The 13146-nt window shown below is 61.3% G+C and carries 9 protein-coding genes and 2 riboswitches; of the genes, 5 read left to right on the forward strand and 4 right to left on the reverse strand.

Going from position 1 to position 13146, the window contains the following annotated elements:
• Positions 1 to 138: 138 nt before the first annotated feature.
• The 3 genes from ABV589_RS26990 to nfuA all read left to right on the forward strand — a co-directional run bounded on the left by ABV589_RS26990 (position 139) and on the right by nfuA (position 4271).
• Positions 139 to 2421 (forward strand): fatty acid cis/trans isomerase, encoded by a 2283-nt coding sequence (locus tag ABV589_RS26990; protein ID WP_367084353.1) that lies wholly within the window; start codon positions 139 to 141, stop codon positions 2419 to 2421.
• Between the two features lie 182 nt (positions 2422 to 2603).
• Positions 2604 to 3617 (forward strand): acyltransferase, encoded by a 1014-nt coding sequence (locus ABV589_RS26995; protein WP_367084354.1) that lies wholly within the window; start codon positions 2604 to 2606, stop codon positions 3615 to 3617.
• A gap of 69 nt (positions 3618 to 3686) precedes the next feature.
• Positions 3687 to 4271: a Fe-S biogenesis protein NfuA gene (nfuA, locus tag ABV589_RS27000; RefSeq protein ID WP_003225494.1), complete on the forward strand. Its 585-nt coding sequence runs from the start codon at positions 3687 to 3689 to the stop codon at positions 4269 to 4271.
• A gap of 173 nt (positions 4272 to 4444) precedes the next feature.
• Here the strand turns inward: nfuA and cobM are convergent, their stop codons facing one another.
• The 4 genes from cobM to ABV589_RS27020 all read right to left on the reverse strand — a co-directional run bounded on the left by cobM (position 4445) and on the right by ABV589_RS27020 (position 6593).
• Positions 4445 to 5191: a precorrin-4 C(11)-methyltransferase gene (gene cobM / locus ABV589_RS27005; protein WP_367084355.1), complete on the reverse strand. Its 747-nt coding sequence runs from the start codon at positions 5189 to 5191 to the stop codon at positions 4445 to 4447.
• A gap of 81 nt (positions 5192 to 5272) precedes the next feature.
• Positions 5273 to 5686: a cobalamin biosynthesis protein gene (locus tag ABV589_RS27010; RefSeq protein ID WP_003225490.1), complete on the reverse strand. Its 414-nt coding sequence runs from the start codon at positions 5684 to 5686 to the stop codon at positions 5273 to 5275.
• Entirely contained in the window at positions 5683 to 6384 is a 702-nt protein-coding gene (locus ABV589_RS27015) for a CbtA family protein (protein WP_367084356.1), read from the reverse strand. Before ABV589_RS27015 ends, ABV589_RS27010 begins: the two co-directional genes overlap by 4 nt.
• Positions 6385 to 6395: 11 nt before the next feature.
• Complete coding sequence (locus tag ABV589_RS27020) at positions 6396 to 6593, reverse strand: CbtB domain-containing protein (protein ID WP_367084357.1); 198 nt, start codon at positions 6591 to 6593, stop codon at positions 6396 to 6398.
• Between the two features lie 121 nt (positions 6594 to 6714).
• Positions 6715 to 6937: riboswitch (cobalamin riboswitch) on the reverse strand.
• Between the two features lie 878 nt (positions 6938 to 7815).
• A riboswitch (cobalamin riboswitch) is annotated at positions 7816 to 8029 on the forward strand.
• A gap of 97 nt (positions 8030 to 8126) precedes the next feature.
• Between ABV589_RS27020 and cobW the strand changes: the two genes are divergently transcribed.
• Together cobW and cobN are read left to right on the forward strand one after the other, a co-directional pair.
• Positions 8127 to 9197 carry a cobalamin biosynthesis protein CobW gene (gene cobW / locus ABV589_RS27025; protein ID WP_367084358.1) on the forward strand — a complete coding sequence of 357 codons (1071 nt, stop codon included), beginning with the start codon at positions 8127 to 8129 and terminating at the stop codon, positions 9195 to 9197.
• A 3-nt stretch (positions 9198 to 9200) separates the two neighbouring features.
• The gene (cobN, locus tag ABV589_RS27030) at positions 9201 to 13064 is read left to right on the forward strand and encodes a cobaltochelatase subunit CobN (protein ID WP_367084359.1); all 3864 of its coding nucleotides are present in this window, start codon (positions 9201 to 9203) and stop codon (positions 13062 to 13064) included.
• Positions 13065 to 13146 lie beyond the last annotated feature (82 nt).

Raw genomic sequence — 13146 nt, forward strand, 5'->3', positions numbered from 1 at the left:
ACCATGACGAAGGGCCGGGATCATAACAAACCTGTGCGCTTTTGGAGCATGCAGGCTATTTGCATGAATATCGCTCATGTTGGTACGAGCGTCATACTGTAGAATCGCGGCGTTTTTTTCAGGATCGGGATCAAGGGCATGTCGTACCGCGTCATCAGCATTTTCTTGCTGTTCTTAAGCTGGGGCGCCGTTGCGCAAGAGCCTGCGATCTCTTATACCCGAGATATTCAGCCGATCTTCACCGAGAAATGCGTGGCCTGCCATGCCTGCTACGACTCTGCCTGCCAGCTCAATCTGGGCAGCGGCGAAGGCGCAGGGCGGGGCGCGAGCAAGATGCCGGTCTACGATGGTGAGCGCACGCAAGCGGCGCCGACCACGCGGCTGTTCTACGACGCCTTCGGCAAACGCGCCTGGCAGCAGAAAGGCTTTTATTCGGTACTCGATGCCCAAGGCAGCCAGGCCGCGTTGATGGCGCGGATGCTGGAATTGGGGCACAAAACCCCGCTGACCCCGAATGCCAAGCTGCCGGAAGACATCGTCCTCGGCCTGCAACGGGAAAACATGTGCGCGATGCCCGCCGAGTTTGACGGCTACGCCGGCGCCCACCCGAAAGAAGGCATGCCGCTGGCGGTGACTGGCCTCACCGATCAGCAATACCAGACCCTGCAACGCTGGCTGGCGTCCGGTGCGCCAATCGACGAGCAAGGCCTGGCGCCGAGCGCAAAAGAAGCGCTGCAAATCGTCCAGTGGGAAAATCTGCTCAACACTCCGGGGGCGCGGCAGAGTCTGGTCGGGCGCTGGTTGTTCGAGCACTGGTTCCTGGCGCATATCTACTTCAAGGACGGCGAGCCGGGCCACTACTTCCAATGGGTGCGTTCACGCACGCCGACCGGCCAGCCGATCGACCTGATCGCCACCCGTCGCCCGAATGACGACCCGGGCACCCAGGTTTACTACCGCTTGTGGCCGGTGCAAGGGGTGATCGTGCACAAGACCCACATCACCTATCCGCTGAGCGCGGCGAAGATGGCGCGGGTAAAAAGTCTGTTCTACAGCGGCAACTGGCAGGTCAATGCGTTGCCGGGTTACGGCCCGCAGAGCCGGGCCAACCCATTCGCCACCTTCGAGGCGATCCCGGCGCAGGCGCGTTATCAGTTCATGCTCGATAACGCCGAATACTTCGTGCGCACCTTCATTCGCGGGCCGGTGTGCCGTGGGCAGATTGCGACGGACGTGATTCGCGACAACTTCTGGGCGCTGTTCCAGGCCCCGGAACATGACCTGTACATCACCGACCCGAACTATCGCGGCCAGGCCACGCCGTTGCTGGCGATGCCGGGGCAGAACGATGACGTCGGCAGTGTCCTGAGCCTGTGGCACAACTACCGCAACAAGCGCAATGAATACGAGGCCCTGCGCCGCGACAGCTACGCCGACCAGCCGCCGCCGAGCTGGTCGACCCTGTGGGCCGGCAACGACAACGCGCTGCTGAGCATTTTCCGCCACTTCGACAGTGCGTCGGTGACCAAAGGCCTGATTGGCGAAGTGCCACAGACCATGTGGCTGTTCGACTATCCGCTGCTGGAGCGCACCTATTATCAGTTGGCAGTCAACTTCGATGTGTTCGGCAACGTCTCCCATCAGGCGCAGACCCGCCTGTATTTCGACCTGATCCGCAACGGCGCCGAGCAGAATTTCCTGCGTTTGATGCCAGCCGATTCCCGCGAGGACTACCTGGACGATTGGTATCAGAGCAGCGGCCAGTTCAAGATGTGGCTCGACTACGAAGCCATCGACGACGACAAGCCGACCGCGCTGAAACTCGATGAGAAAGACCCGAAATACGACTTCGCCATGCAGTTGCTGGCGCGTTACGGCGACCTCAATGCGCGGCCCGACCCGATCAATCGTTGTGACGGCGCCTACTGCTCGCGGCCGAATATCGACCCGGCGCTGCAGAACGCCGAGCAGGCACTCAGTCGCCTGACGTCACGCCCGGCGGCCGGTCTGAAGGTTATCGATCAACTGCCGGAAGCGACCATGCTGCGCATCGAAACCCGCAGCGGCAAACGCGAGGTTTACAGCCTGCTGCGTAACCGCGCACACAGCAACGTGGCGTTCCTGCTGGGCGAATCGCTGCGCTACCAGCCGGGGCTGGACACCTTGACCATCTATCCGGGCGTACTCAGCAGCTATCCGAACTTCATGTTCAACATTCCGGCCGAGCAAGTGCCGGAGTTTGTCGATGCCATGGAAAACGCCAAGGATGCCAACCGTTTCGAGAAAATCGTCGAACGTTGGGGGATCCGTCGCAGTCATCCGCAATTCTGGTTCTATTTCCACGACCTGAGCCAATACCTCCATGAAACCGATCCGGTGGAAGAGGGCGTGCTGGACATGAACCGCTACGAGAATCTTTGATCGTTGAGATCGACCTGCTGTCCCAATTCCAAGCAACACCGCAAAAACCCTGTAGGAGCTGTCGAGTGCAACGAGGCTGCGATCTTTTGATTCTTTAACAACAAAGATCAAAAGATCGCAGCGTGCCGCAGCTCCTACAGGGGGGGCGGTGGGGATTCAGGAATCGTGGGCGGGAGCCGATCATGTTGATTTCAGTGCAGGCCCTGCGGGCGCTTGCCGCGTGGACGGTGGTCTGCCACCACTTCATGCAGATTTTTTTCGACTTCAAGGCGAGCGGCCCGGTCGGGCAGTTCTTCATCGACAAAGGCGCAGTCGGCGTCGATGTCTTTTTCGTCATCAGCGGTCTGGTGATTTTCCTGTCTACCGAAAGCAAGTCGTTGCCTCCGGCGCGATTTCTGCTGTTTCGGCTGTTTCGCATCGTGCCGGCGTACTGGCTGTACACGCTGTTGATGGCGTTGCTGGTGGTGTTCGCCCGGCCGATGTTGCCGGATCAGACCGTGGATTGGGCGCATTTCCTCGCGTCGCTGTTATTCATTCCTGCGCAAAACCCCGGCGGCTACGGGATTTATCCGACGCTGAATGTCGGCTGGACGCTCAACTACGAAATGCTCTTTTATGTGTTGTTTGCCTGTGCGCTGGTGTTTCGCTGGCAGGTGCGCTTGCTGGTGGTTGGCGCGTTGCTGTTTTCGGTGTGTCAGGCGTTCGGCTGGCTCAACGAGTTTTACCGTTCGGACATCGTCTACGAATTTTTGCTGGGGATCGGCATTGGCGTGCTCTATCGCCGGGGCTGGATCGGTGCGGGTCTGTGGCTGCCACTGTTGGCGATGGGCGTCGCGTTGTTGGCGATCTATCACTTGGCGCCGGCGCCAAGGCTGTTGAACTGGGGCGTGCCGAGTGCGGTGCTGGTGATGGCCTGCATATCACTTGAGCGCTACGTCGAGCGTAATCGGCTGATGAAGTTGCTCGGTGATTGTTCTTATTCGGTGTATCTGATGCACGTGCTGGTGCTGTCTGCCGGTGGTTTTATTGCCCGGCGCTATGGAATCAATCCGTATCTGATGTTCGCTATTTGTGCCTTGGCTATCGCAGTGGGTTCGTGGCTGAGCTACGAATGGGTGGAAAAACGCAGCTATCAGTGGCTTAAAACGCGGATCGACGGCGAATCGGCTCGCGAGCCTGTCAAGAATCTTTCCTGACAAAAATACTAGGACTTTGTCCGGCGCAATGATTGGCGTAAACTGCGCCCAAGCCTGCGAGGAGTTTCCATGACCGCTATTACCATTACCGACGCCGCCCACGATTACCTGGCCGATCTGCTCTCCAAGCAGAACACCCCGGGCATCGGCATCCGCGTCTTCATCACCCAGCCTGGCACCCAGTACGCCGAAACCTGCATTGCCTACTGCAAGCCGGGCGAAGAAAAACCTGAAGATACCGCGCTGGGGCTCAAAAGCTTCACCGCCTACATCGACTCGTTCAGCGAAGCGTTCCTCGACGATGCCGTCGTCGACTACGCCACCGACCGCATGGGCGGCCAGCTGACCATCAAGGCGCCAAACGCCAAAGTACCGATGGTCAACGCCGACAGCCCGGTCAACGAGCGCATCAACTACTACCTGCAAACCGAAATCAACCCGGGACTGGCCAGCCACGGCGGTCAGGTCAGCCTGATTGATGTGGTCGAGGACGGCATTGCCGTGCTGCAGTTCGGCGGCGGCTGCCAGGGCTGCGGCCAGGCCGACGTGACCCTGAAGGAAGGCATCGAGCGCACCTTGCTCGAGCGTATTCCAGAGCTCAAAGGTGTGCGCGACGTGACCGACCACACGCAGAAAGAAAACGCCTACTACTGAGTAAGGTGTTCACTGCGGGCCTGAAAAACGGCGCTGTGGCGAGGGAGCTTGCTCCCGCTTGACTGCAAAGCAGTCACAAACCTGACAATGCATTTACCCGTGATGAGTGGATTGTCTGGTTTTGGGATCGCTCCGCGATCCGGCGGGAGCAAGCTCCCTCGCCACAATTGCTTTCAGGGTCTGTAAAGGTGCGCATGCCCCGCGCGATACAGCGACGACTCGCTGAACACCTCACTGCTCAACACCCGCCCGACCAGAATCAGCGCCGTACGCCGAAATCCTTTGGCTGCGACCTTCGCGGCAATATCTTCCAGCGTCCCCACCACCCAAGCCTGATCCGGCCACGTCGCCCGGTGTATCACCGCAATCGGGCAATCCGCGCCGTAATGCGGCAGCAGTTCGGCGATGATCTTCTGCAGATGATTGACCCCCAGGTGAATCGCCATGGTCGCGCCATGCTGCGCCAGACTGCTCAACTCCTCACCCGCCGGCATGGCAGTTTTATCGGCGTAGCGGGTCAGAATCACGCTCTGCGAAACGTCCGGCAGTGTCAGCTCGGCGCCGAGCAACGCCGCACACGCTGCGGTCGCGGTGACGCCGGGGATGATTTCGAACGGAATGTTCAGCTCACGCAGATAACGAATCTGCTCACCAATCGCGCCATACAGACTCGGATCGCCGGAATGCACCCGCGCCACATCCTGGCCGTTGGCATGCGCGGTTTTGATCAGTTCGATGATCTGTTCGAGATGCAATTCGGCGCTGTTGACCACGGTGTCGGCCTGATGCCCCTCCAGCACCGCAGCCGGTACCAGCGAGCCTGCGTAGATGATCACCGGGCAGCTGCGGATCAGCCGCTGGCCTTTGACGGTGATCAATTCCGGGTCGCCGGGGCCGGCGCCGATGAAGTAGACAGTCATGCAGAAATCCTGTGAAAAACGGGGCAGGGCAACGCTTCAGATGAAGATTGCTCATGATCAAACAGGGGGATTATCGGGATTTTACGCAGCGCCGGCCAATGCCAGGGTTGCCTGAGCGTATTTTTGCCGGGAAATCAGCAGTTTTGCCGGTGCCTGAATCAACTGCTCGGCAAGGGCCAGGGCGGCACTTTCCGCCACGCCGTAGCAGCCGGTGCGCTCATAGGCGATCTGCGAATGGTGGCTGAGTCGCTGCTGGTAACTGGCCAGTTCGTCGCTGCTGAAATACAACAGTGGTAACGCAAGTTGTGCGGCCAGTTCCTGCAAGCCCGGCTCATCGCGCTTCAAGTCGATGCTCGCCAGGGCCTTGACCGCTTCCAGCTCGATGCGATGCGCCTGCAATGCCTGATCGAGTAACGCGCGCAGCGTGCTGGCCGGGCAGCCGCGCTGGCAGCCCAGGCCAACCACGAAGGTCGGCGCTGCGCGGTCATCGGTCATGCGTGGTATTGACCATCGCTTTTGCGGCGGAACAACCAGGCGCTGATCAGGCCCAGGGCCAGCCAGAACGCCACGTTGGTCAACTGCGAAGCGATTTTGAACTGGGCTTCCAGCGCTTCCGGAGCGAGCATCGAATGCACTTCCGGTTGTGGTGCGCCGATCACGTGCGGCATAGCCAGAATCGCCACGCCCAGCAGCTTCATCAACCAATGACGGCTGAACACGATCAGGGCCAGACCAACAGCGGTGGATGCGGCGGTGCCGATCCACCACATCTGCCGCGACGCCAGATCGGCTGCGGCTGTGCCCGGCAGTTCAGGCGGCAGGCCCAAGGTCGGCGCGAGCACGAAAGTTGCGTAACCGGCCAGACCCCAGAGCAGACCTTGTGAGGTTTTGGTCGGTGCCCGCAGGGTGTACAGGCCGGCGAGCATCAGGGCGAAACCGACCGCCACCACCAGATTGCCACCGGTGGTCGAGACCACGCGTTGCCAGCCGTCTTCCGGTTCCCAGGCTTCGGCGTCGTGAGTGTGCCCGGCCATGGCGCCGTCGGCATGTTGGTGAACGGCCACCGGTTCGGATTTCTCGAAGGTTTCGGCCTGCAGAATCAGTGGCGAGACCCAGAAACTTTGCAGCAAGGTCAGCAACAGGGCGGCCAGCAGCCCGGTGAAACCTGCGGTTTGCGCAATACGCTTGATCATGGCGGCAGGTCTCAGTGGCACGGGAACGCGGCGCTGTGGCGGGTATCGTGGGCGGCGTTGTGCACCGCTTCGATGTGCGAGAAACCGGCGAAGTAAACCAGGCTGGCGCCGAGGATCGACGCGACAATCGCGGCGGTCAGGCGTTGGCTCAAGGTGGCGGTGCTGGAGATTTTGTCGGTGTTGCTGCCGGTGCTGCTGATGATCGACATGGCGCTTCCCTCTGGAGTGTCAGCGGGTGAATAGAGCGCATGAAAACCCCTGCGGGTCAGGCACGCAGAGGTTCGAACAGCGCCCGCCCACCGCGGGTTTGTTATGTTCAGCGACGCAGCATGCGTGCTGTGTGTTGCGGGCCGGTCTCCGGGCTCACGAGGGGTTGGCGTCTGGCCGACCTGCAAGCATCACCTTCCCATGCCGCATTGGCACAGTGGATCTGACGCTTCGCTCGCTTACCGTTGCGGGGGCAGCACCGGACTGACATGGCTTTGAGTAAAGCACATGATTCACCGGTTTCCCGTTTCACCCTGTGAAGGGCACCCGTAACAAGTTGTGTAGGAGAGCATGGGTTGGGGAATGTAGTCAATTTTGTGGGGGGATCCGTTGCTGCGGGTGTTGCTGATTACGGTTCCGCCCTTACGGCGGGTCACTTTTGGCAAACGCCCCAAAAGTAACCAAAAGGTCTATGCCCTGACGTTCGGCCCTCGCCTAGGCTCGGGTTCCTTCGCTCCGGGATTCATCCGGGGGCAGCGCCTACGGTTTGCTTCGCTGCACCTCCTCTCGCTGTGTTTGGCTGCGCCAAACGGTCGCTGCGCTCCCACCCCCGGATAAATCCCTCCACTCAGCCTGCCGACGGGCCTTCAGATCAAAAGCTTTACTCGAGCTAACGCTCATCGTGTTGAGTGGTGAAAAGCGGGTGCGATCTGCTGTTGATTTTTGTGGGAGCTGGCTTGCCAGCGATGGCGGCCTGACAGCCGACCAATTTCCAACCGAATACACCCAATCCCCTGTAGGAACTGCCGAAGGCTGTGATCTTTTGATCTGCTTTGGCCTTGGCCTTGGCCTTGGCCTTGGCTTTGGCTTTGGCTTTGGCTTTGGCATTGGCTCTGGCTCTTGATGTGGCTTTTGATCTTCAGCCCCTTCGGCAGGCCGAGCGTAGGTGTCCATCAGGGGGTAGGCGCGCAGCGCCATGCGGCGAAGCCGCATACATCGAGAGGAGGTGCAGCGAAGCAAACCATAGGCGATGCCCCCGGATGGACACCGTAGCGAGGGAACACTGAGCCTCAGCGAAGTGCCGTACGCCGGGGCAAAGCCTTTTGGGTTACCTTTTCGGCGTTTGGAAAAGGTGACTCGCTGTAAGAGCGAAACCGCCAGCGGCAGCACCCGAAGCAACGGATATGCCCCCAATCCAACCATTGACCGGTCACCACCCGATGCGTAGCCTTGCACCTTCGAGGTTCTTCGGCCCACGCCGAAGCTAAGAAGGGAACGCGGTCAAAGCCGCGGCTGCCCCCGCAACTGTGAACGGTGAAGTTCGTTGCCACGCCACTGCCAGCTCAATCCACAGAGCCCGCGGGAAGGCGCAACGAACGCCAGGCTCAAAACCTGAACACCGTCAGCCAGGAGACCTGCCTCGTCACAGATTTCTCACTACAACCGGGCGGGGTGATCCGGTGGCGAATTCTTCCGCGCGCACGCTCGCAGCGGATCTCGTCCCGTATGCCCGCCACCTTGCCAAAGGGCATCCGATGAAAACACTGGCCAAACTCCCCGTCACCATCGTCACCGGTTTTCTCGGCTCGGGCAAAACCACCTTGCTGCGTCATATGCTCGACAACGCTCAGGGCCGCCGCATCGCGGTGATCGTCAACGAATTCGGCGAGCTGGGTATCGACGGTGAAATCCTCAAGCAATGCACCATCGGTTGCACCGAAGAAGAAGCCACCGGTCGCGTCTACGAACTGGCCAACGGCTGCCTGTGCTGCACGGTTCAGGAAGAGTTCTTCCCGGTGATGCGCGAACTGGTCGCCCGTCGCGGTGACCTCGATCACATACTGATCGAGACGTCCGGTCTGGCCCTGCCAAAACCGCTGGTACAAGCCTTCCAGTGGCCGGAAATCCGCAGCGCCTGCACGGTTGACGCGGTGATCACCGTGGTCGACAGCCCGGCCGTGGCCGCCGGCACCTTCGCCGCGTTCCCGGATCAGGTCGACGCCCAGCGCAAACTTGACCCGAACCTGGATCACGAATCGCCGCTGCACGAACTGTTCGCCGACCAACTGGCCAGCGCCGATCTGGTGATCCTCAACAAGGCCGACCAGACCAGCCCTGAAGACCTCGCTCGCGTACGTCTGGAAGTCGCTGAAGAACTGCCGCCCGCTGTAAAAATCATCGAAGCCAGCAACGGTCGCCTGCCACTGGACGTGCTGATCGGTCTCGGTGCCGGTTCCGAAGAACACATCGACAGCCGCCACAGTCATCACGATCACCACCACGACGGTGATGACGATCACGATGACCATGATCACGACGCCTTTGATTCGATCTCCATCGAACTGCCGCAAGCCGACGAAAGCCTGCTGCTCGATGCACTGACGCAACTGGTGGTCCAGCACGGCATTCTGCGCGTGAAGGGCTTCGCGGCGATTCCGAACAAGCCGATGCGCCTGTTGATTCAGGGTGTGGGCACGCGTTTCGACAAGCACTTCGACCGCCAGTGGGGCGCTGACGAAGCGCGCGTCACACGTTTGGTGCTGATCGGTCAGGAACTCGACGCCGCGCACCTCGAAGCGCAACTGCGCGCCGCGCTCAGCGTTTAAGCCATGCACCTGCTCAGGACCCAGCCCGGCGGTTTCGTGTCGGATGACAACATTGCCGACCTTGGACAAACCCCCGCCGAACTGGTGATCCTGTGCAGCGGCGATTCCAGCCTGGCGCTGCTCGCCGAAGCTGCGCAGCAGTTGCCCGAGGATTATCCGAGCCTGCGTCTGGCCAACCCGATGCAGGTGCAGAATCATGCCTCGGTCGATCTGTATGTCGATGAGGTGCTGCGTCACGCCAAGGTCATTCTGATTTCGCTGCACGGCGGCATCGCTTACTGGCGTTATGGCGTCGAGCGTCTGGTGGAGTTGTCCGAACGCGGCGTGCAGGTGATTCTGGTGCCGGGCGATGACCGTCCCGACCCGGAGCTCAGCGACCTGAGCACTGTGCCCGCCGAAGATCGCGACCGCCTCTGGCAGTTCCTGCGTCAGGGCGGCATGGGCAATGCGCTGGACTTCTTCCATTGCCTGGCCAACCGCTGGTTGGCGCGCGACTACGTCTGGGGCGAGCCGCAAGCGCTGCCGCGTACGGCGATTTACCACCCCCAGAAAAACACCGCCGCACTGTGCGACTGGCAAGCCGAATGGCTGCCCGGTCAACCGGTTGCGGCGGTGTTGTTTTATCGCTCGCATTTGCAAGCGGCGAACACCGCGTTCATTGACGTGTTTTGCCAGCGCTTGCAGGCAGCGGGGCTCAATCCGTTGCCGATCGCCGTCGCCAGCCTGAAAGAACCCGGCTGTCTGAGTGTGGTCGAGGACTGGCTGGATGAGGTCGAGGCGGCGGTGATTCTCAACACCACCGGCTTCGCGCAATCCAGCCCGGAAGCGCCGCATCTGCGGCCGTTCCGGCGCAATATTCCGGTGATTCAAGCGATCTGCGCCCAGGACAACGAACCCGGTTGGCGCGACAGCGAGCAGGGTCTGGGGCCACGGGATCTGGCGATGCACATCGCCTTGCCGGAACTCGACGGGCGCATCATCAGCCGGCCGATCAGCTTCAAGGATCTGGCCTGGCGCAGTGAGCGCAGTCAGTCCGACGTGGTCTGCTATCGGGCGCAACCCGAGCGCATGGATTTTGTCGCCGAACTGGCCCGGCGCTGGAGCGATCTGGCGCAACTGCCGAACGCTGAAAAACGCATCGCGCTGATTCTCGCCAATTACCCGACTCGCGACGGTCGCATCGGCAATGGCGTCGGTCTCGATACGCCGGCGGCCGCGTTGAATATCCTGCGGGCGTTGCAGGCCGAAGGCTTTCCGCTGGCGGCGCAGTTGCCGGACAGCGGCACCGCGTTGATCCAGCAATTGCTCGGCGGCGTCAGCAACGACCTCGACAGCATCGACTTGCGTCCGTGCCAGCAAAGTCTGGCGATGGACGCCTATCTGGCGATGTTCAATGCGCTGCCGCAAGCCAATCGCGCGGCAGTGCTGGAACGCTGGGGCGCGCCGCAAAACGATCCGATGTGTCGCGACGGGCGGATGATGATCGCCGGGCTGCGTTTTGGCCTGACCTTCGTCGGCATTCAGCCGGCGCGCGGTTATCAGGTCGATCCGAGCGCGGTGTATCACGACCCGGATCTGGTGCCACCCCACGGCTATCTGGCGTTCTATTTCTGGCTGCGCAACACCTACGGCGCGCACGCGGTGATTCACGTCGGCAAGCACGGCAACCTCGAATGGCTGCCGGGCAAGGGCGTTGGTCTATCGGAGAATTGCTGGCCGGACGCATTGCTCGGGCCGCTACCGAACATCTATCCGTTTATCGTCAACGACCCGGGCGAGGGCGCCCAGGCCAAACGGCGCACACAAGCGGTGATCATCGACCACCTGATGCCGCCGCTGACCCGCGCCGAAACCTACGGCCCGCTGCGCAATCTGGAACTGCTGGCCGACGAATATTACGAGGCGCAACTGCTCGATCCGCGTCGTGCGCGGGAGCTGCAGCGCGACATTCTGCAACTGGTGCGCGAGACGCAGATCGATCGCGAACTGCAACTCGACACCGGTCTGGACAGCGACGCCGATGCAGCAATCTGGCTGCCGCGTCTGGACACCTATCTGTGTGATCTGAAGGAATCGCAGATCCGCGATGGCCTGCACATTTTCGGCGAATCGCCGACCGGGCGTTTGCGCATCGACACGCTACTGGCCTTGCTGCGCATTCCCCGAGGCGATGGCAAGGGCGCGCAATCGAGTTTGCCGCGGGCGTTGGCCAAGGCGTTTGAGCTGGGGTTTGATCCGCTGGACTGTGCATTGGCCGATCCGTGGAACGGCCCGCGCCCGATAGAGCTGCAAAACGTCAGTGACGAAATCTGGCGCACCGCCGGCGACACCCGCGAACGCCTGGAGCTATTCGCCACTCAACTGATCTCCCAAGCACTACAAATCCCCTGTGGGAGCGAGCTTGCTCGCGAAAGCGGTGGGTCAGGTACATCAATGTCGACTGACACGACGCTTTCGCGAGCAAGTCGAATCGTCGCACCGTCGCTCCCACAAGGGGCAGGAAGGGTCGAAGTCAACGCGATTCTGGACAACCTGCGCGAAGTCGTCGCCCCACGCCTCGACGCCTGCGGCCCCGCCGAAATGCGCGGCCTGCTCGACGCGCTGAACGGCCGCTTCGTCCCCGCCGGCCCAAGCGGCGCACCCAGTCGTGGCCGTCTCGACGTATTGCCCACCGGGCGCAATTTCTACTCGGTGGACGTGCGCAACCTGCCGACCACCACCGCGTGGCGCATCGGTTTCCAGTCCGCCACGTTGATTCTCGAGCGGCATTTGCAGGATCACGGTGATCACCTGCGTCAGCTCGGTCTGTCGGTGTGGGGTACGGCGACCATGCGCACTGGCGGTGACGACATCGCTCAGGCCATGGCGCTGATGGGCGTGCGCCCGGTATGGGCCACCGGCAGTCAGCGCGTCGATGATTTCGAGATTCTGCCGCTGAGCCTGCTCGACCGGCCACGGGTCGATGTCACGCTGCGGGTCTCGGGCTTCTTCCGCGATGCTTTCGCCAATCTGATTCGGCTGTTCGACGCCGCCGTGCAAGCGGTGGCAGCGCTGGACGAACCGGATGACCTCAATCCGCTGGCCGCGAAGGTGCGCGCTGAACGCGAGGCGCTTTTGCAATCGGGGCTGGATGCCGACGCGGCGCGGCGCCAGGCCGGCTGGCGGATCTTCGGCGCCAAACCCGGTGCCTATGGCGCGGGTGTACAGGGCGCGATCGACGGTCGCCTGTGGCAGAGCCGCGAAGATCTGGCCGAGGTCTACCTGAACTGGGGCGCCTACGCGTACGGCGGGGCGGACGAGGGCACCGCCGCCCGCGAACAGTTCGCCCAGCGCCTGAGTCAGGTGCAGGCGGTGCTGCAGAATCAGGACAACCGCGAGCACGACTTGCTCGATTCCAACGACTATTACCAGTTTCAGGGCGGCATGCTCGCGGCGGTGGAAACCTTGCGCGGGGAAGCGGCGGCCAGTTATCACGGCGATCACAGCCAGCCGGATCTGCCGAAAATCCGCACCCTGAAAGAAGAACTGAACCGGGTGATCCGCTCGCGGGCGGCCAATCCGAAATGGATCGACGGGGTCAAGCGTCATGGCTATAAAGGCGCCTTCGAACTGGCGGCGACGGTCGACAACCTGTTTGCTTTTGATGCCACCACGCAGCTGATTGACGATCATCAGTACGCGTTGCTGGCCGATGCCTATCTGCTCGATCCTGCGACCCGCGATTTTGTCCGCGAGCACAATCCGCATGCGCTGCGTGATATGACCGAGCGCATGCTCGAAGCACAACAACGTGGGATGTGGCAGGAACCCGGCGTGTATAAAGAAGCCCTGGAAAACCTGCTGCTGGATATAGAAGAAGATACCTGACACACCGCAACATTTTGTAGGAGTGAGCCTGCTCGCGATAGCGGTGTATCAGCCAACCTGTTTGTTGCTGACCCACCGCTAT

The sequence above is a fragment of the Pseudomonas sp. HOU2 genome (assembly GCF_040729435.1).
Taxonomy (GTDB): domain Bacteria; phylum Pseudomonadota; class Gammaproteobacteria; order Pseudomonadales; family Pseudomonadaceae; genus Aquipseudomonas.